The following is an 18,401-nucleotide window of genomic DNA, read 5'->3' on the forward strand; positions in this document are numbered from 1 at the left end:
GCCCTGCGGGGCGGTTTTTGATGACGTAAGGCGAGGTAGAACCTGATGAGCACCTCCGATGAAACCGCACTGCTGACCATCAGCGGCGTCAGCAAAGGTTTTCCCGGCGTGAAAGCGCTGGATAATGTTTCGTTCAGCATTCGCAAAGGCGAGATCATGGCATTGCTGGGCGAAAACGGCGCGGGCAAATCCACGCTGATCAAAGTGCTGACCGGCGTCTATACGCGTGATGCCGGCACAGTCACGCTCAATGGCAAGGCGATTACGCCACACAATACCGCCGATGCGCAGGAAATGGGCATCGGCACCGTTTACCAGGAAGTGAATCTGCTGCCGAACATGTCGGTGGCGGATAATTTATATATTGGCCGTGAACCGCGCCGTTTTGGCATGATCGACCGTAAACGCATGGTACGTGATGCGGATACGTTAATGCGCAATTACGGTTTTGCGCTCGATGTGACGCGCCCACTCGGCCACTACTCGGTAGCGATGCAGCAAATCATTGCGATTTGTCGCGCGGTGGATCTCTCTGCGCAGGTACTGATTCTGGATGAGCCAACCGCCAGCCTTGACGCCAGCGAAGTTGAAATGCTGTTTACCCTGATGGCGCAGCTTAAAGCCAAAGGGATGAGCCTGATTTTTGTCACCCATTTTCTCGACCAGGTTTACCGCATAACCGATCGCATCACCGTGCTGCGCAACGGGCAGTTTATTGCCACCCGGGATACCGCCACGCTGCCGCAGATTGAACTGATCAAACTGATGCTGGGCCGCGAGCTGCTGGAAACCGCCTTACAGCGTCAGGGCAGTACGCTGCGCAGCAACCAGCCAATCGTTTCGTTTGAAGATTATGGCAAGAAGGGCACCATCGAACCGTTCAATTTACAGGTGCGGCCCGGCGAAGTGGTGGGTTTGGCCGGTTTGCTGGGTTCAGGTCGTACCGAAACGGCGGAAGTACTGTTTGGCATTCGCCGTGCCGATCGCGGCACCGCGACCATTAAAGGCAAGGTGCAAAACATTCGCACACCGGCGAAAGCATCACGCCTCGGCATGGGCTTCTGCCCGGAAGATCGTAAAACTGACGGCATTATCGGCGCTGCCTCGGTACGCGAAAACATCATTCTGGCGCTGCAGGCGCAGCGCGGCTGGCTACGGCCAATCAAACGCCGTGAGCAGCAGGAGATTGCTGAACGCTTTATTAAAAGTCTGGGTATTCGCACGCCGCATGCCGATCAGCCGGTTGAGCTGCTGTCCGGCGGCAATCAGCAGAAAGTGCTGCTGTCGCGCTGGCTGGTAACCAAACCCCAATTCCTGATCCTCGACGAGCCGACGCGCGGCATTGATGTGGGCGCGCACGCTGAGATCATTCGCTTAATTGAGACCTTATGCGCCGACGGACTGGCGCTACTGGTTATCTCCTCTGAACTCGAAGAGCTGGTGGGCTATGCCGATCGCGTATTGATCATGCGTGATTTGAAGCAGGTGGCTGAAATCCCGCTAGAGCAGCTGTCGGTGGCATCCATCGTCAATGCCATCGCCGATGGAGGAGCACAACATGCTTGAATCCCCTATGACACATGAAAAACCCGTACGGCGTAAGCCGAAGCTGCCGCCTGGGATGCCGCAGATTATTGCGTTAATTCTGGTGCTGCTGGTGGATAGCCTGGTGGCGAATAACTTTTTTGCCATCCATATACAGGACGGGCGCCTGTTCGGTAGTCCGATTGATATCCTCAATCGTGCTGCGCCGGTTGCGCTGTTGGCCATTGGCATGACGCTGGTGATTGCCACCGGCGGCATCGATTTGTCCGTGGGTGCGGTGATGGCGATAGCCGGGGCCACGGCGGCGACCTTAACCGTCGCGGGACACAGTCTGCCCTTTATTATTCTGGCCACGCTCGGCACGGGTCTGGCGTGTGGTTTGTGGAATGGCGTACTGGTGGCGCTCCTCAAAATTCAGCCGTTTGTTGCCACGCTGATTTTGATGGTGGCGGGGCGCGGTGTGGCGCAGCTGATTACCCAAGGTCAAATTGTCACCTTTAATAGCGATAGCCTGGCGTGGTTCGGCAGCGGTTCGCTGTGGCTACTGCCGGTGCCGGTGTGGATTACGCTGCTGGTGGCGTTGCTGGTATGGCTGCTGACGCGCAAAACCGCACTTGGGCTGTTTATCGAAGCGGTGGGCATCAATCTGCGCGCGGCACGTAATGCGGGCGTCAATGGCTGGCTGGTGGTGATGTCAACCTATGTTATCAGCGGCGTGTGTGCGGCAGTTGCGGGGATGATTGTCGCGGCGGATATTCGCGGTGCCGATGCTAATAACGCCGGTTTGTGGCTGGAGCTGGATGCGATTCTGGCGGTGGTAATTGGCGGCGCCTCGCTGATGGGTGGACGGTTTAATCTGGTGCTGTCGCTGATTGGTGCGCTGATTATTCAATCAATGAACACCGGCATTCTACTGTCCGGCTTCCAGCCTGAACTCAATCAGGTGGTGAAAGCGGTGGTGGTGATGTGCGTGCTGTTGCTGCAGTCGCCTCGCTTTATTGCCATGTTAAAACGGAGACGCCCGAAATGATTAAACGTCATCTGCCTTTAATGATCACGCTGCTGGTGTTTGTCGCGGGTTATCTATTCTGCCTCAGTCAATTCCCCGGTTTCGCCTCGACGCGCGTGATTTGCAACATCCTCACTGATAACGCCTTCCTCGGGATTATTGCCGTGGGGATGACCTTCGTGATTTTGTCCGGCGGCATTGATTTATCGGTGGGCGCGGTGATTGCCTTTAGCGGGGTGTTCCTGGCGCGGGTGATTGGCGATTACCATCTCGATCCGCTGCTGGCGTTTGCATTGGTATTGGCGATGGGCGCACTGTTTGGCGCGATGATGGGCTGGCTGATTGATGCGCTGAAAATCCCGGCCTTTATCATTACGCTGGCGGGGATGTTTTTCCTGCGCGGCTGTAGCTATCTGGTGTCGGAGAATTCGATTCCCATCGATCATCCGCTCTATACCACGCTGTCGAGTCTGGCATGGAAGATACCGGGCGGCGGCCGACTCAGTTTGCTGGCGGTGATTATGCTGATAGTGGTGATCGGCGGCATTATTCTGGCGCACCGCACGCGCTTTGGTAATCAGGTGTACGCAATTGGCGGCAGTCTGACCTCGGCGCAGCTGATGGGCGTTTCAACCCGCGCGACCACCATTAAGATTTATATGTTATCGACCACGCTGGCGACGCTGGCGGGCATTGTATTCTCTATCTATACCTCGGCGGGTTATGCGTTAGCGGGATTAGGCGTCGAGTTGGATGCCATTGCCTCGGTAGTGATTGGCGGCACCTTGCTGTCTGGCGGCGTGGGCACGGTGTTGGGCACGCTATTCGGCGTATTGATTCAGGGATTGATTCAGACCTGGATTAACTTCGACGGCACCCTGAGTTCGTGGTGGACCAAGATCGCCATCGGCATTCTACTGTTCGCTTTTATCGCGCTGCAACGTCTGCTGACCGTGATGTGGGATCGCCAGCAGAACGCGCCGGTTAAGCGTGTAATCTCTTAAGTACTAAACTCCATTGTTTCTGAAACATCGTAGGGTGGCTATTTATGGCCACCTGGTTTGCCTTGTGGCTGTGGGATTGGGTGCTCCGGCCAGGAAAGGCCAGCCCGATCGCAAAGAAACCCTGCATCCATGCAGATCGGCCTCGCCATCCCTGGCTCGGACGCTTTGCTCTTCGGGCTGGCCTTTGCCGGCCTTGTGGACTATTTCATTGCTGTTTACACCTGGTGCGCATAAATGCGCACCCTACAGAACTCCGGATCGACTTTTGTAGGGGCGCCATTCATGGCGACCAACACCGATAAAAAAGGCCGCGAATCATCGCGGCCTTGGTTAATCCATTTCACTTCAACGCGCTAAGCGGTAATACGCCTCGTTCCAGCGCAGCGCATCTTTAAAGGCCGGCAAACGCGTTTCTTCATCAATCACCACGACTTCAATGCCGTTCAGCTCGCCGTAAAGATACATATCATCCAAATCCAGCGCCTGGCTAAACACCGTGTGGTGCGCGCCGCCGGCCAGAATCCAGGCTTCGGAGGCGGTGGCCAGCGACGGCTGCGCACGCCACAGCGCACGCGCCACCGGCAGTTTTGGCAGCGGTTTTGGCTGTTCGATGGCATCCACCACATTCACCAGCAAACGGAAACGATCGCCGAGATCGATCACACTGGCATTCACCGCGCGTCCTGCCGGCGTAGAGAAAATCATGCGCGCCGGGTCGGCTTTAGCGCCAATACCGAGGAACTGCACATCAATCAGCGGCTTCTCCTCTGTGGCGATAGACGGGCACACTTCCAGCATGTGCGAGCCCAATACCAAATCGTTGCCCGGTGAGAAGTGATAGGTGTAATCCTCCATAAAGGAGGTCCCGCCCGCACGTGCGCCCGCTTGTACCTTGAGGATGCGCAGCAGCGCGGCAGTTTTCCAGTCGCCTTCACCGGCAAAACCATAGCCCTGGCCCATCAGGCGCTGCACCGCTAAACCCGGCAGCTGCGTCATGCCATGCAACGTCTGGAAGTTGGTGGTGAAGGCTTTGCAGCCTTCGGCTTCAAGGAAGCGCTTCAGTCCCAGTTCGATGCGCGCCGCATCCAGCACGTTTTGACGTTTATCCCCGTTGACCGCGGCCACCTCGCTAAAGCGATATTGGCTCTCATATTCGTCGATCAGCGTGTTGACGTCGCCATCGCTGACGCTGTTCACCACCTCGACCAAATCACCGACGCCCCAGCCGTTCACCGAGTAGCCGAACTGAATCTGCGCCGCCACTTTATCGCCTTCGGTCACCGCCACTTCACGCATGTTGTCACCGAAGCGGGCCACTTTCAGCTGCTGGCTGGCCTGTTTCGCCAGTGCAGCATTGATCCAGCGTCCAATGCGCTGCTGGCTGGTTTTATCCTGCCAGTGGCCGGTCACCACGCTGTGCTGCAAACCCATGCGCGCGCCGATAAAGCCGAATTCACGGCCGCCGTGTGCGGTTTGGTTGAGGTTCATAAAGTCCATATCCATGCTGTCCCACGGAATTTCTGCGTTGAACTGGGTATGGAATTGCAGCAGCGGCTTATTCAGGATGCTCAGGCCGCCAATCCACATTTTGGCCGGAGAAAAGGTGTGCAGCCAGGTAATGATGCCGACGCACTGATTGTCGTGATTAGCATCACGGCACAAGGCCAGCGCTTCGTCGGGTGATTTCACCAGCGGCTTCAGCACCAGCGGCACCGGTAAGGTTCCAGCCTGATTTAATCCTTCCATCACCTGGCGAGCGTGTTGCTCCACCTGACGCAAGGTTTCCGCGCCGTAAAGGTGCTGCGTGCCAATAACAAACCACACCTGTTGTGCGTTGTGCTGTTCCATTAAATCTCTCCTTTACTGAGCGGATGCGGTGCGTGCGGCATACTGCGGTTCAGCGGCCTGGCACCAGTGTTGATAACGTTGATAAAGGCGCTGATAAACCACAACGCGCTCGGCGTTGGGTTGTAGCGTCACGTCGATTGGACTTGCCATTACCTGTTGCGCAGCAGGTACATCGGCATATACGCCAGCAGCAACGGCGGCAAAAATGGCGGCACCCAGCGCGCAACATTCGTCAGAGGCGACGATATCCAGCGGCCGGTTCATTACGTCGCAGCAGGCCTGCATGATGGCGGGGGATTTGCGTGCAATGCCGCCGAGCGTCAGGATGCTCTGCACCGGAATCTGCTGCTGCTCGAAACACTCCATAATGGCGCGCGCGCCAAAAGCGGTGGCGGCGATAAGGCCACCAAACAGCGCAGGCGCATCGGTACCGAGATTGAGATCGGTGATCACACCTTTTAAGCGCTGATTGGCATCCGGCGTGCGACGACCGTTGAACCAGTCCAGCACCACTGGCAGGTGATTAAGCTGAGGATTAGCGGCCCAGGCTTCCGTGAGATTGTGGATCAGATCCTTTTGCAATGCGGCCAGCTGCGGCTGCATTTCCGGATGCTGCTGCGCGGCCTGTTGCAACGGCCAGCCCAGCAGGCGGTTGAACCAGGCATAAATATCACCAAATGCTGATTGACCGGCTTCACAGCCGATCGCGCCCGGCACCACGCTGCCATCTACCTGGCCGCAAATGCCTTTAATGGCGCGGTCGCCGACGGTGTCGCTGTCGGCAATCAAGATGTCGCAGGTTGAGGTACCAATCACCTTCACCAACGTATAAGGCTGTGCGCCAGCACCAACCGCACCCATATGGCAGTCAAAGGCGCCGCCCGACAACACCACCTGTTCGGATAAGCCGAGACGCTGCGCCCACTCGCGGCTCAGCGTGCCGACCGGGATATCGGCGGTCCAGGTTTCAGTGAAAAGCGGGGAGTCGAGCTTATTGTTCAGGATCGGATCGAGCGCGTTGAAGAAGTCAGCCGGCGGCAGGCCTTGCCATTCCGGATGCCATAGCGATTTGTGCCCGGCGGCGCAGCGTCCACGCCGCAGTTGTGCCGGTGCGGTGGTGCCGCTCAACAACGCGGGAACCCAATCACACAGTTCCACCCAAGACACTGCCGCATCTCGCACCGTAGCATCCGCGCGCGACACGTGCAGTATCTTGGCCCAGAACCACTCCGACGAATACACGCCGCCAATATAGCGGGTGTAATCGTTGAAACGACCGCTGCGACACAGCTGATTGATCTCTTCGGCTTCCTCAATCGCGGTGTGATCTTTCCACAGCACAAACATCGCATTTGGATTGCTGGCGAACTCAGGACGCAGCGCCAGCACGTTGCCATCGCGATCGATCGGTGCCGGTGTGGAGCCAGTGGAATCGACGCCGATGCCGACAACCGCAGCGCGCTGCTCCGGTGTTAACGCCTTCACCACCGCCACAATCGCCTGTTCCAGCGCATCAATGTAGTCCTGCGGATGATGGCGAAAGCGGTTGCTATGGGGATCGCAGAATTCCCCCCTGGCCCAGCGTGCGTAATTCACGACGGCTTTTTCCAGCTCTTTACCGCTGTGGCAATCCACGGCCAACGCGCGCACCGAGTCACTGCCAAAATCCAGCCCAATTGTTATGGTGCCAGCACCCATTGGGATTCTCCTGTGTGAGTTATCTGGCTCTATCCTGGAATGGGGGGCAATTAGCGGTTAGTCACCAGCGGCTGAGAATATGCACTTTTCTGTCATCGGTAAGGTTGTGTGATCCATAGCAAAAGTTAATGGCCGGTTAAATTCGCTGAATATATGGAGGATTTTGTCATCGTTTTGGGATGTGATACCGCTCTACATTTTTCCTTTCCATTCCCGCTACAACTAGCCCAGCGTTTGCGCAGCCTTTGCACAACCGTTGCGCTAACGCACTGATTTTCAGCCTTGCCCTACAAGTAAGTTTGATTGGTAGCGTTTACACCGATTGGTTAATAACAGCCAAAAACACCATTGTGCCGGAGAGCATCATGCATAAATTCACTAAAGCGCTGGCGGCGGTTGGTCTTGCCGCGGTTATGTCACAATCCGCTATTGCCGAGACCATGAAGCTCGGTTTTCTCGTTAAGCAACCGGAGGAACCCTGGTTCCAGACCGAATGGAAATTCGCTGATAAAGCGGGCAAGGATCTTGGCTTTGAAGTGATCAAAATTGCGGTGCCTGACGGCGAGAAAACCCTCAACGCCATCGATAGCCTCGCCGCCAGCGGCGCGAAAGGCTTCGTTATCTGTACGCCTGATCCTAAGCTGGGTTCGGCGATTGTCGCCAAAGCGCGCGGTTATGGTCTGAAAGTGATTGCCGTTGACGACCAGTTCGTCACCGCCAAAGGCAAACCAATGGATACCGTTCCGTTAGTGATGATGGCGGCGACCAAAATTGGTGAGCGCCAGGGACAAGAACTCTACAAAGAGATGCAGAAACGCGGTTGGGATGTGAAAGAGACCGGCGTGATGGCGATCACGGCTAATGAGCTCGACACCGCGCGTCGTCGTACCAGCGGTTCAATGGACGCCCTGAAGGCCGCCGGTTTCCCGGAAAAGCAGATCTATCAGGTGCCGACCAAATCCAACGATATCCCAGGCGCGTTTGACGCCGGTAACTCGCTGCTGGTGCAGCATCCGGAAGTGAAACACTGGCTGATTCTCGGCATGAACGACAACACCGTGCTGGGTGGCGTGCGTGCGACTGAAGGTCAGGGCTTTAAAGCGCCGGACGTCATCGGTATCGGCATCAACGGCGTGGATGCGGTGAGTGAGCTGTCAAAAGGGTCCGCCACCGGTTTCTACGGCTCGCTGCTGCCAAGCCCGGACGTGCACGGTTATAAGAGCAGCGAAATGCTCTACAACTGGGTCACCAAAGACCAGGAACCGCCGAAGTTCACCGAAGTCACCGATGTGGTGCTGATTACCCGCGATAACTTCAAAGCCGAACTGGATAAGAAAGGGCTGAAGTAAGCATCAGCGGTCGCCATTAATGGCGACCCTACGATGCGGTTTTGTAGGGTGCGCATTTATGCGCACCTCGGCCAATGACTGAGGAGTAACCATGAACTTAGATTCTGAATTTCTTTCGTTTCATGGCATTAGCAAGACCTTCCCGGGCGTGAAAGCGCTGCAGGACATCTCATTCAGCTGCCGCGCCGGTGAAGTGCACGCGCTGATGGGGGAAAACGGTGCCGGTAAATCGACACTGTTAAAGATCCTCAGCGGCAGCTATCAGCCGAGCGGCGGTGAAATTCGCATCAAAGGCCAGCCGAAGAGCTTCAACAATACGGTGGATGCGCTGGATGCCGGCGTTGCCATCATTTACCAGGAGCTGCATCTGGTGCCGGAAATGAGCGTGGCCGAGAACATCTATCTTGGCCAGCTGCCACACAAGCGTGGGCTGGTGAATCGTAAACTGCTGCGCTATGAAGCCGGGTTACAGCTGCAAAATCTGGGGATGAATATTGACCCGGATATGCCGCTGAAATACCTGTCGCTGGGTCAGTGGCAGATGGTGGAAATCGCTAAAGCACTGGCGCGTAATGCACGCATCATCGCTTTTGATGAACCCACCAGTTCGCTGTCAGCGCGCGAAATCGACCATCTGTTTCGCGTGATCCGCCAGCTGCGCGAGCAGGGCCGCACCGTGCTGTATGTCTCGCACCGCATGGAGGAGATTTTTGCCCTTAGCGATGCCATAACCGTGTTCAAAGATGGCCGCTACGTGCGCACATTCACCGACATGAAAAACACCCATCACGATGATCTGGTACAGGCGATGGTGGGACGCAATCTCGGGGATATTTATGGTTACGCGCCGCGTGAATTGGGGCCGGTGCGGCTGCAGCTGGACAATGTTGAGGCGAAAGGCGTGCGTATGCCGATTTCGCTGACGGTGCGTGCGGGTGAAATTGTCGGTCTGTTTGGTCTGGTCGGCGCGGGACGCAGCGAGCTAATGAAAGGGCTATTTGGTGCCACCAAACTGCGTGGCGGCACGGTGACGCTGGATGGCAAAAAGCTCAATATTCGCCAGCCGATAGATGCGATCCGCGCCGGCATTATGCTGTGCCCGGAAGACCGCAAATCGGAAGGCATCATTCCGGTGCATTCGGTGCGCGATAACATCAACATCAGCGCGCGTCGCCACAATCTCACCGCCGGCTGCCTGATTAAACCGGGCTGGGAAGCGAAAAACGCGGATATCCATATTCGTTCGCTCAACATCAAAACGCCCGGTCCGCAGCAGCTGATCATGAACCTCTCCGGCGGCAACCAGCAGAAGGCGATTCTGGGGCGTTGGCTGTCGGAAGAGATGAACGTGATTCTGCTGGATGAGCCGACGCGCGGCATTGATGTCGGTGCCAAACACGAAATCTACAACTTGATTTATCAGCTGGCGAAGAAGGGGATTGCGGTGCTGTTTGCCTCCAGCGATCTGCCCGAGGTGATGGGCCTGGCCGACCGCATTCTGGTGATGCGCGAAGGCGAAATTGCCGGTGAATTGCCACACGATACCGCCACAGAGCAGCTGACGCTGAGCCTGGCGATGCCGAAAACCCCTCAAGCGGCCGCCGTGGCCTGATGTAAAGGAGAGCAATAATGGCTTCATCTACCACTTCCAACACGCCACCGGTACAGCGCAATGGCTTGCAGCTGGGGCGAATTTGGGACAACTTCGGCATGCTGGTGGTGTTCGCGCTGCTGTTTATCGTCTGTGCCATTTTTGTGCCGAACTTTGGTTCAATCATCAACATGAAAGGGCTCGGCCTGGCGATGTCGATGTCCGGCATGGTGGCATGCGGCATGCTGTTTTGCCTGGCATCTGGTGACTTTGATCTGTCTGTGGCTTCAGTGATCGCCTGCGCCGGTGTGGTCACCGCCGTGGTGATCAACATGACCGAAAGCCTGTGGATTGGCGTGGCAGCCGGTTTATTGCTGGGCATGGCCACCGGTTTTATCAACGGTTTTGTTATCGCCCGACTGAAAATCAACGCCTTAATCACCACGTTGGCGACCATGCAGATTGTGCGCGGCCTGGCCTACATTTTCTCCGACGGTAAAGCGGTGGGAATCGAAGATGAGCGCTTCTTTACGCTGGGCTACGCCAACTGGCTCGGCGTGCCCGCGCCCATCTGGCTTACAATTGCGACCATGGTGCTGTTTGGCTTCCTGCTGAATAAAACAACGTTTGGTCGTAATACGCTGGCGATAGGTGGCAACGAGGAGGCTGCCCGTCTGGCGGGCGTGCCGGTGGTGCGTACGCGCATCATTATCTTTATCCTGTCCGGCCTGGTGTCGGCGGCGGCGGGGATCATTCTGGCTTCACGCATGACCAGCGGCCAGCCGATGACCTCACTCGGTTATGAGTTGATCGTCATCTCGGCCTGCGTGCTGGGCGGCGTCTCGCTGAAAGGCGGCATCGGCAAAATTTCTTACGTGGTGGCGGGGGTGCTGATTCTCGGTACGGTTGAGAATGCGATGAATTTATTGAATATCTCGCCATTCTCACAGTATGTGGTGCGCGGTTTGATACTGTTAGCGGCGGTGATTTTTGACCGTTACAAACAGAAAAACAAAACCGCCTGATAATCCCCGGCTGAGCGCCTCATCTAGGGCGCGCTCAGCGCATTTCACGCGAAAAGTGAGGGCACTATGTACCATCGTGAACCCCCGAGTGAGCAGCAGAATCCCTTATTGCCGGGTTATCCCTTTAACGCCTGGCTGGTGGCGGGATTGACGCCGATTAACGCCAACGACGCGCTGGATTTCTTTATTGACCGTCCGCACGGCATGAAAGGCTACATTCTGAACCTGACGATCAAGGGCCAGGGCCGCGTGTTCGATGGTGAATCGGCTTTCGATTGTGAACCCGGTGATTTGCTGCTGTTTCAACCGAAAACACCGCACTATTATGGCCGCGCGCCGGATAGCCCATGCTGGTTCCATCGCTGGGTCTATTTCCGTCCACGCGCTTACTGGACGGATTGGCTGCAGTGGCAGGATGAAAGTCAGGGCGTCGGGCGGTTACGTTTGTCGGAAGCTCAGCGCGCCGAGTTTGATCGCCTGTTTGCCAGTATCGAACAGACGCACAACTCCGGACGTCGTTTCGCCGAAGAGTTGGCGATGAATCTGCTGGAGCGTTTGCTGCTGCGTGCAGTGGAAGAGGATCCGCGCAGCCATCAGCAAATTCGCGATCCGCGCGTGATTGAAGCCTGTCAGTACGTCACCAATCATCTGGCGGGCGAGGTGAAGATTGAAGAGGTGGCGCGCCACGTCTGTTTATCGCCGTCACGTCTGGCACACCTGTTCCGTGAGCAGATGGGGATTAATCTGCTGCGCTGGCGTGAGGACCAGCGCGTGATCCGCGCCAAGCTGCTGCTGCAAACCACCCAGGAACCGATTGCCTCGGTGGGGCGTGAAGTGGGGTACGATGACCAACTCTATTTCTCGCGCGTGTTCCGCAAACGCGTGGGTGTTAGCCCCAGTGATTTCCGCCGCCGCAGTCAGGATGCGCAGGATGCTTTAGTGGCGCATGAGAGCTGGCAATCCGCACGGAGTGCTATTTCCTGAGTTTTCAGGTGATTCCGCCTTGTTCTTATAGACTGATTCGTCTTAAATCAGTCTGGTAACGAACAAGAGGAATGAGAATGAGCGATAAATTACGTGTCGGCCTGATTGGCTACGGTTTTGCCAGCAAAACCTTTCATGCACCCTTGATCGCCGGTACGCCGGATGTTGAGCTGGCGGCGATCTCAAGCAGCGATGCCAGCAAAGTGCATGCAGACTGGCCTTCAGTGCAGGTGGTATCCGATCCACAAGCGCTGCTGGATGACCCGACACTGCACCTGATTGTTATTCCCACCCCGAATGACACCCATTTCCCGTTAGCCAAAGCGGCGCTGAACGCCGGTAAACATGTGGTGGTCGATAAACCCTTTACCGTGACGTTGTCACAAGCTCGCGAACTGGATGCGCTGGCAAAGGCCAAAGGTCTGCTGCTATCAGTATTCCATAACCGCCGCTGGGACAGTGATTTCCTGACGCTGAAAAATCTGCTTAACGAGGGAACGCTGGGCGAAGTACGCTACTTTGAATCCCACTTTGACCGCTTCCGTCCGGAAGTGCGTCAGCGCTGGCGCGAAATGAAAGGTGCGGGCAGCGGTATCTGGTTCGATCTTGGACCGCACGTGCTGGATCAGGCTTTGCAGCTGTTCGGAACGCCGGTGGCTATCAATGTGGATATGGCGGAGCTGCGTCCAGGCGCACAAACCACCGATTACTTCCATGCAGTGCTGACCTATCCCTCCCGCCGCGTGGTGCTGCATGCCAGCATGCTGGTGGCGGCAGAATCTGCGCGCTTCGTGGTACACGGCACGCGCGGCAGCTACGTTAAATATGGTCTTGACCCGCAGGAAGATCGTCTGAAAGCAGGTGAACGGCCGCCGCAGGAAGATTGGGGCTATGACATGCGCAACGGCACGCTGACGCTGGCGGAAGGCGATGTGATGGTCGAAAAAGAGTTGCTAACGCTGCCAGGCAACTATCCGGCGTACTATGCAGGCATTCGCGATGCGATTGCGGGTATCGGTGCCAATCCGGTGCAGGCGGAAGAGGCGATTCAGGTGATGGAGTTGATCGAGCTGGGCTTGCAGTCTGCCGAGAAGCGCCAGACGATGTCGTTGCGGTAATCGCTTACTACCTTTCCGTTGGGAGCGCTGATACTCGCTTTACTCCCTCTCCCTTTGGGAGAGGGCCGGGGTGAGGGAAAGAAGACTCCGTGCGCTTTATCCCTCACCCTAACCCTCTCCCGCATGCGGGAGAGGGAATGTTTTAGCCCGCCACGCGCGCACGCAGCGCTGCTTTCTCTGCATCGTTCAGGAACGCGATGGTCACGCCATTGTCCTGCGCCTGACGTATCTCTTCAGCGGTTAATCCTGCCTGCGGCGCCGCCACTTCATATTCATGTGCCAACTCAACGCCCTGAACGGCCGGATCGTCAGTGTTAATGGTGGCGAGAATGCCGTGTTTCAGGAAGGTTTTCAGCGGATGGTTGTTCAACGACGACACCGTGCTGGTTTGAATATTCGACGTCAGGCAAGATTCAATCCCAATACGTTGCTCGGCGAGAAAATCCATCAACGCGCGATCTTCAATCGCTTTAACGCCGTGACCAATACGTTCTGCACCCAGTTCACGAATCGCCTGCCAGATACTCTCCGGGCCCGCCGCTTCACCGGCATGCACGGTAATGCGGAAACCGGCATCGCGTGCACGATTAAAGTGGCTTAAGAATTCGCTGCCCGGGAAGCCAAGCTCGTCGCCTGCCAAATCGACCGCAGTGATGCCATCGCGATGCGCCAGTAAACCTTCCAGCTCACGCAGGCAGGCTTCTTCGCCAAACGTACGGCTCATGATGCCCGTCAGGCGCACATCGACACCGTATTGCTCAATACCGGCACGCACGCCGTCAATTACCGCTTCAACCACGCCGGCAATCGGCAGGTTGTGCGTCATCGCCATATAGCCTGGAGAGAAGCGCAGTTCCGCATAATGAATACCGGCACGCGCCGCATCCTCGACGTTTTCCAGCGCAATGCGACGGCAGGCATCAAGATCGCCCAGCACTTTCACGCCCCAATCCAGTTTCTGCAGGAAGCTCACCAGGTCCGGCTCATTGGCGGTAACCTGCACGTGCGGACGCAATGCATCGAGTGAATCGGCGGGCAGCGCGAGATTATACTGGCGACCTAAATCGAGAATGGTTTGTGCGCGGATATTGCCATCAAGGTGGCGGTGAATGTCGGTGAGGGGGAGTTTAAGATCAATCATGGCGCACTCGCTTAAGTTTCATAAAGTGCAGAGGATTATAAAAACATCTTGCGCAACAGCGCCAGTGATTTGCGCAAACAGTAAAACGGATGCTGAATTAATCAGCATCCGTGGCATTTTAGAACGATGTTAACCCGGCGATCAGCCGATCCAACCCATCATCGAGTTTGCTGCGCGGGCAACCGGCGTTGAGACGCAGGTAACCGCGACTCGCCGTACCGTAAGTCGAACCAGGCATGATCGCTACTTTGTGTTGCTGTATCAGGCGCTGTTGCAGCGCCTGTTCATCAACGTCCAGCGGATTAAGATCGATCCACGCCAGGTAAGTGGCAGCGGGCGGCTGCCAGTTGAGCTGCGGAAACTCAGCATTCAGGCGCAGGGCGATATGTTGCATATTGCCGCGCAGGTAAGCGCGCAACGCATCCAGCCACGGTGCGCCATCACGATAGGCGGCGATGGTTGCCGCGATCGCCATCACCGCCGGCGAGGAGAGGCCGTCTTGTTGCTTCAACGCGCGAAACCATACCTGACGATCGTGCTCGTTGGGAATGATGCCCCACGCGCCGGTCAGCGCCGGAATATTGAAGCTCTTGGAAGCCGAGGTAAACAGCGCCCAATCGGAAGTTGCCACCTGGCTCCATGGCGTATGCGGCATATCACTTAGCACCATATCCATATGGATTTCATCGCTGATAACCTTGACGCCATGCCGTTCGCACAGCGCCGCCATCTGCTGCAACTCCTGCAATTGCCACACTTTTCCTGTTGGATTATGTGGACTGCAAAGCAGCATCACTTTGCAGCGCGGGCGTGCCAGCAGCGTTTCCAGCTGTGCCATGTCACAAACCCATTGGTTACCGTGATGCTGCAGCGGCAGTTCCAGCACGTGACGCTGATTGCCGTTGATGGTGTTGTAAAACGCATCGTAGGCGGGCGTGTGGATCAGCACTTCATCGTCGGTCTGCGTCCAGTGGCGCAGCAGCTGCGCCACCATATAAATCACTGACGGACCATAAACGAATGATTCTGCCGGGACTTCAGTATGAAAACGGCTGCGCATCCAGTGCTGAAGTGCGGAGAGAAAATCAGCGTGCTGCCAGCGGCTGTACCCGAACACGCCATGCTCGAGTCGCTGCTGGAGCGCCGCAACAATGCACGGGGCGGTGGCGAAATCCATATCGGAGATAGTGAAGGGCAGTAAGTCCGCCACGCCGAAGCGGTCGGCGACGAAATCCCACTGCGTACACCAGCTGCCGTGGCGATCGACCACGTGATTAAAATCGAAATCCTGCATCATTACACCGTTGCGCTCATCAGGTGCGCCATCTCGTCTTTCACCGACTGCACCTGCGGCCCCATCACCACTTGCAGGTTAGTTTGATTAACGTGCACCACGCCAATCGCGCCGTTAGCTTTCAACGCTGCGTCATCCACTTTGCTCATATCGACGACGGTCAAACGCAGGCGCGTCAGGCAGTTATCCAGCGAGGCGATGTTCTCCACGCCGCCCAACGCTGACAGAATCGCCGGCGTATTAAAGCCAGATTTACCTACGCTCGCACGGCTAACCTGCTGTGCAACGCTGTTAGTTTCAACTTCGCGGCCCGGCGTTTTGATGTTGAAGTGACTGATTGCAAAACGGAAGATGGCGTAATAACCCACAAACCACACCGCAGCAATCACTGGCACCCAATACCATTTAGTCGAGAGACCATGCAGCACACCAAAGACGAAGAAGTCGATCACGTTACCGTCGGTATTACCGATGGTGACGCCGAGTATCGCCATGACGGTAAAGCCTAAGCCAGTCAGCAGCGCGTGGATGAGATACAGCACTGGCGCGACAAACAGGAACAGGAATTCGAGGGGTTCCGTGGTACCGCCTACTACGCAAGCCACCACGCCGGAAATCAGCAGGCCTTTAATCTTGTGGCGATTTTCAGGGCGTGCGCAGTGATACATCGCCAAGGCTGCGCCCGGCAAGCCACCGAGGAAGGCCGGCATTTTACCCTGCGACAGGAAGCGTGTGGCGCTCTCGGCAAAGCCGTGCGTGTCCGCACAAGCAAGCTGCGCCTGGAAAATAGTTAATGCGCCGCTGACGCTTTTGCCGCACACATCCAGCGTGCCGCCAGCATCGGTAAAGCGAATGATCGCCACCAGAATATGTTGTAAGCCAAACGGCAGCAGCAGACGTTCACCGGTACCGAAGATCATCGGGCCAAATTCACCGGCGCTGTTGATCACCCAGCCAAGGCCGGTAATGGCGCGCGCAAAGAAAGGCCAAATCAGCGGCACCACTAAGCCCAGCACGCCCATGGCCATCGCCGTGACGATCGGGACAAAGCGCGTCCCGCCAAAGAACGCCAGCGCATCCGGCAGGCGAATGTTATGGAAACGTTCGTGCAGCCAGAACACCACGATGCCAACAATCACCGCACCGAGAATACCGGTATCTATCGATTGGATGCCAAGGATGTTTTGGACGTTATTGGCTTTCAGCACGGCCGCATCGGTGGTGGGCAGAATGCCATTGATGTTGAGCCAGAAATTGATGCTCAGGTTCAGCACCGCATATCCGACAAAGCCGGCAAATGCCGCGACGCCTTTGTTCTCACGCGCCATGCCCAGAGGAATCGCGATAGCAAACATCACTGGCAGGTAGCTGAAGGCAAAAGAACCGATCTTCGCCAGCCAGATAAACAGGTACTGCAGCAGCGGCTGATCGAGCAGTGGGATCAGCGTGAGTACGTCGTGGCTGCTGAGTGAACTGCCGATCCCTAACAGAATGCCGCAGAACGACAGCAGGGCGACGGGCAACATAAAGGTTTTACCCAGACTTTGGAAAAACTCCCAAAGCGACATTTTAGGACGGCTAGCGGGCATATTCTCTCCTGGCAATAAAAAGGAAGGTGTTCAATGTGGTCAAGGATGATAAAACGTTTTATCACTTATTTTTGTGGCTATAATCACAAAGAGTGACTAATTGCAGACTTTATTTTTGATGAAATCAGTGTAACGTTTTAGCCCTTTGTATCTGGACGTTGGTAACGGAACGCTATGTCCCAGCAGAAAACCACTATTCATGACGTGGCATTGGTCGCCGGGGTTTCGGTCTCAACCGTGTCATTGGTGCTCTCCGGAAAAGGGCGCATCTCACCCGCCACAGCCACACGCGTCAACCAGGCGATTGAACAGCTCGGCTACGTCCGCAATCGCTCGGCATCCATTTTGCGCGGTGGTGAAAGCGGCGTGATCGGCTTGATTGTGCGCGATCTCAGCCAACCGTTTTATGCGGCGATGACCGCTGGACTCAGCGAAGTGCTAGAGCAACAGGGCAAAGTGCTGGTGCTAACGCAAAGCGGTCAGCATGGGCAGCACCTTAAACGGTGCTTTGATACGCTGGTGGCGCAGGGTGCGGAGGGTATTGTGCTCGGCGGTGCGGTAGCACAGGCGGAAACGCTGGTACCGTTAGCGCAGGAGCAGAGCATTGCTTTAGTCTGCGCCGCGCGCGCCAGCAGTCTGGACAATGTCGATTCATTACGTCCCGACAACAGCCAGGCCGCGCGCATGGCCACCGAATATCTGATTCGACAGGGACATCAACGCATCGCCTGGATGGGCGGATTAGGTTCGTCATTGACGCGCGCTGAACGCATTGGTGGCTATTGTGCCACCTTGCTGCAGTACGGCTTACCTTTTCGATCTGACTGGATTATTGAGTGCGACGATCGTCAGCAAAGCGTCTCGGCGTTGACGCTTGAGTTATTACGGCAACATCCGGGCATCACGGCGATTCTGGCGCACAACGGCAGCACCGCGCTCGGCTGCTATTTTGGTGCACTGCGCTGTGGGCGAACGTTTGGCGAAGGGGCGGTAGACAGTTATTACACACAGCAGCTGGCGTTGGTTGGATTCAACGACGATCCGCAGCGCGAGCTGCACGATCCCACCATGACCTTTGTCAGCAGCGAAGCGCGGGACGTGGGAAGGCGAGCGGCCGAACGAATGATGCAGCGACTGGCACAGCCGGAAGCGGAAATACAAAGTTTGATCGTGCCGCCCCAGCTGGTGCGCGGGGAAGCGTAAGGG

The 18,401-nt window shown here is 56.5% G+C and carries 14 protein-coding genes; 9 read left to right on the plus strand and 5 right to left on the minus strand.

The features are described from left to right. The first annotated feature begins 45 nt into the window (after positions 1-45). From ACIP6T_RS04690 to yjfF, 3 genes are read left to right on the plus strand one after another with little or no spacing between them, the layout of a single operon-like run. Complete coding sequence (locus ACIP6T_RS04690) at positions 46-1,566, plus strand: sugar ABC transporter ATP-binding protein (RefSeq protein WP_345826793.1); 1,521 nt, start codon at positions 46-48, stop codon at positions 1,564-1,566. After that, a complete protein-coding gene (gene ytfT / locus ACIP6T_RS04695; protein WP_097094062.1) occupies positions 1,559-2,575 on the plus strand; it encodes a galactofuranose ABC transporter, ATP-binding protein YtfT in 1,017 nt (338 codons plus the stop codon). Before ACIP6T_RS04690 ends, ytfT begins: the two co-directional genes overlap by 8 nt. Then, positions 2,572-3,558: a galactofuranose ABC transporter, permease protein YjfF gene (gene yjfF / locus ACIP6T_RS04700; RefSeq protein WP_400455622.1), complete on the plus strand. Its 987-nt coding sequence runs from the start codon at positions 2,572-2,574 to the stop codon at positions 3,556-3,558. Before ytfT ends, yjfF begins: the two co-directional genes overlap by 4 nt. Positions 3,559-3,903: 345 nt before the next feature. On the opposite strand, the gene araA is transcribed toward yjfF, so the two are convergent. Together araA and ACIP6T_RS04710 are read right to left on the minus strand one after the other, a co-directional pair. Then, positions 3,904-5,406 carry an L-arabinose isomerase gene (gene araA, locus ACIP6T_RS04705; protein ID WP_400455625.1) on the minus strand — a complete coding sequence of 501 codons (1,503 nt, stop codon included), beginning with the start codon at positions 5,404-5,406 and terminating at the stop codon, positions 3,904-3,906. 12 nt (positions 5,407-5,418) lie between these two features. Beyond that, the gene (locus tag ACIP6T_RS04710; protein ID WP_400455628.1) at positions 5,419-7,104 is read right to left on the minus strand and encodes a ribulokinase; all 1,686 of its coding nucleotides are present in this window, start codon (positions 7,102-7,104) and stop codon (positions 5,419-5,421) included. 365 nt (positions 7,105-7,469) lie between these two features. On the opposite strand from ACIP6T_RS04710, the gene ACIP6T_RS04715 reads away from it, so the two are divergent. From ACIP6T_RS04715 to ACIP6T_RS04735, 5 genes are all read left to right on the plus strand, one after another. Continuing rightward, positions 7,470-8,453 (plus strand): arabinose ABC transporter substrate-binding protein, encoded by a 984-nt coding sequence (locus tag ACIP6T_RS04715; protein ID WP_097094058.1) that lies wholly within the window; start codon positions 7,470-7,472, stop codon positions 8,451-8,453. Between the two features lie 91 nt (positions 8,454-8,544). Beyond that, positions 8,545-10,065, plus strand: coding sequence for an L-arabinose ABC transporter ATP-binding protein AraG (araG, locus tag ACIP6T_RS04720; RefSeq protein ID WP_097094057.1), 1,521 nt, complete (start codon positions 8,545-8,547; stop codon positions 10,063-10,065). 17 nt (positions 10,066-10,082) lie between these two features. After that, a complete protein-coding gene (araH, locus tag ACIP6T_RS04725) occupies positions 10,083-11,069 on the plus strand; it encodes an L-arabinose ABC transporter permease AraH (protein ID WP_400455630.1) in 987 nt (328 codons plus the stop codon). 66 nt (positions 11,070-11,135) lie between these two features. After that, positions 11,136-12,053: an arabinose operon transcriptional regulator AraC gene (gene araC, locus ACIP6T_RS04730; protein WP_345826789.1), complete on the plus strand. Its 918-nt coding sequence runs from the start codon at positions 11,136-11,138 to the stop codon at positions 12,051-12,053. A gap of 77 nt (positions 12,054-12,130) precedes the next feature. Beyond that, positions 12,131-13,171: an oxidoreductase gene (locus ACIP6T_RS04735; protein ID WP_400455632.1), complete on the plus strand. Its 1,041-nt coding sequence runs from the start codon at positions 12,131-12,133 to the stop codon at positions 13,169-13,171. Positions 13,172-13,313: 142 nt separating this feature from the next. Here the strand turns inward: ACIP6T_RS04735 and add are convergent, their stop codons facing one another. The 3 genes from add to malX form a co-directional block, all read right to left on the minus strand. Further along, positions 13,314-14,312, minus strand: coding sequence for an adenosine deaminase (gene add, locus ACIP6T_RS04740; RefSeq protein WP_400455634.1), 999 nt, complete (start codon positions 14,310-14,312; stop codon positions 13,314-13,316). Positions 14,313-14,430: 118 nt separating this feature from the next. Continuing rightward, on the minus strand, positions 14,431-15,609 hold the full coding sequence (locus ACIP6T_RS04745; protein WP_400455635.1) for a MalY/PatB family protein: 1,179 nt from the start codon (positions 15,607-15,609) through the stop codon (positions 14,431-14,433). Further along, complete coding sequence (malX, locus tag ACIP6T_RS04750) at positions 15,609-17,195, minus strand: maltose/glucose-specific PTS transporter subunit IIBC (RefSeq protein ID WP_097094051.1); 1,587 nt, start codon at positions 17,193-17,195, stop codon at positions 15,609-15,611. Before malX ends, ACIP6T_RS04745 begins: the two co-directional genes overlap by 1 nt. Before the next feature lie 174 nt (positions 17,196-17,369). On the opposite strand from malX, the gene malI reads away from it, so the two are divergent. Continuing rightward, positions 17,370-18,398 carry a Mal regulon transcriptional regulator MalI gene (gene malI, locus ACIP6T_RS04755; protein WP_097094050.1) on the plus strand — a complete coding sequence of 343 codons (1,029 nt, stop codon included), beginning with the start codon at positions 17,370-17,372 and terminating at the stop codon, positions 18,396-18,398. Positions 18,399-18,401 lie beyond the last annotated feature (3 nt).

It is taken from the genome of Pantoea sp. NPDC088449 (genome assembly GCF_044753225.1).
Taxonomy (GTDB): domain Bacteria; phylum Pseudomonadota; class Gammaproteobacteria; order Enterobacterales; family Enterobacteriaceae; genus Pantoea; species Pantoea floridensis.

What these genes read in the sequence shown, in the direction of transcription:
- ACIP6T_RS04690 (WP_345826793.1), top strand. Translation starts at nt 46, where the DNA reads ATGAGCACCTCCGATGAAACCGCACTGCTGACCATCAGCGGCGTCAGC.
- ytfT (WP_097094062.1), top strand. Translation starts at nt 1,559, where the DNA reads ATGCTTGAATCCCCTATGACACATGAAAAACCCGTACGGCGTAAGCCG.
- yjfF (WP_400455622.1), top strand. Translation starts at nt 2,572, where the DNA reads ATGATTAAACGTCATCTGCCTTTAATGATCACGCTGCTGGTGTTTGTC.
- araA (WP_400455625.1), bottom strand. Translation starts at nt 5,406, where the DNA reads ATGGAACAGCACAACGCACAACAGGTGTGGTTTGTTATTGGCACGCAG.
- ACIP6T_RS04710 (WP_400455628.1), bottom strand. Translation starts at nt 7,104, where the DNA reads ATGGGTGCTGGCACCATAACAATTGGGCTGGATTTTGGCAGTGACTCG.
- ACIP6T_RS04715 (WP_097094058.1), top strand. Translation starts at nt 7,470, where the DNA reads ATGCATAAATTCACTAAAGCGCTGGCGGCGGTTGGTCTTGCCGCGGTT.
- araG (WP_097094057.1), top strand. Translation starts at nt 8,545, where the DNA reads ATGAACTTAGATTCTGAATTTCTTTCGTTTCATGGCATTAGCAAGACC.
- araH (WP_400455630.1), top strand. Translation starts at nt 10,083, where the DNA reads ATGGCTTCATCTACCACTTCCAACACGCCACCGGTACAGCGCAATGGC.
- araC (WP_345826789.1), top strand. Translation starts at nt 11,136, where the DNA reads ATGTACCATCGTGAACCCCCGAGTGAGCAGCAGAATCCCTTATTGCCG.
- ACIP6T_RS04735 (WP_400455632.1), top strand. Translation starts at nt 12,131, where the DNA reads ATGAGCGATAAATTACGTGTCGGCCTGATTGGCTACGGTTTTGCCAGC.
- add (WP_400455634.1), bottom strand. Translation starts at nt 14,312, where the DNA reads ATGATTGATCTTAAACTCCCCCTCACCGACATTCACCGCCACCTTGAT.
- ACIP6T_RS04745 (WP_400455635.1), bottom strand. Translation starts at nt 15,609, where the DNA reads ATGATGCAGGATTTCGATTTTAATCACGTGGTCGATCGCCACGGCAGC.
- malX (WP_097094051.1), bottom strand. Translation starts at nt 17,195, where the DNA reads ATGCCCGCTAGCCGTCCTAAAATGTCGCTTTGGGAGTTTTTCCAAAGT.
- malI (WP_097094050.1), top strand. Translation starts at nt 17,370, where the DNA reads ATGTCCCAGCAGAAAACCACTATTCATGACGTGGCATTGGTCGCCGGG.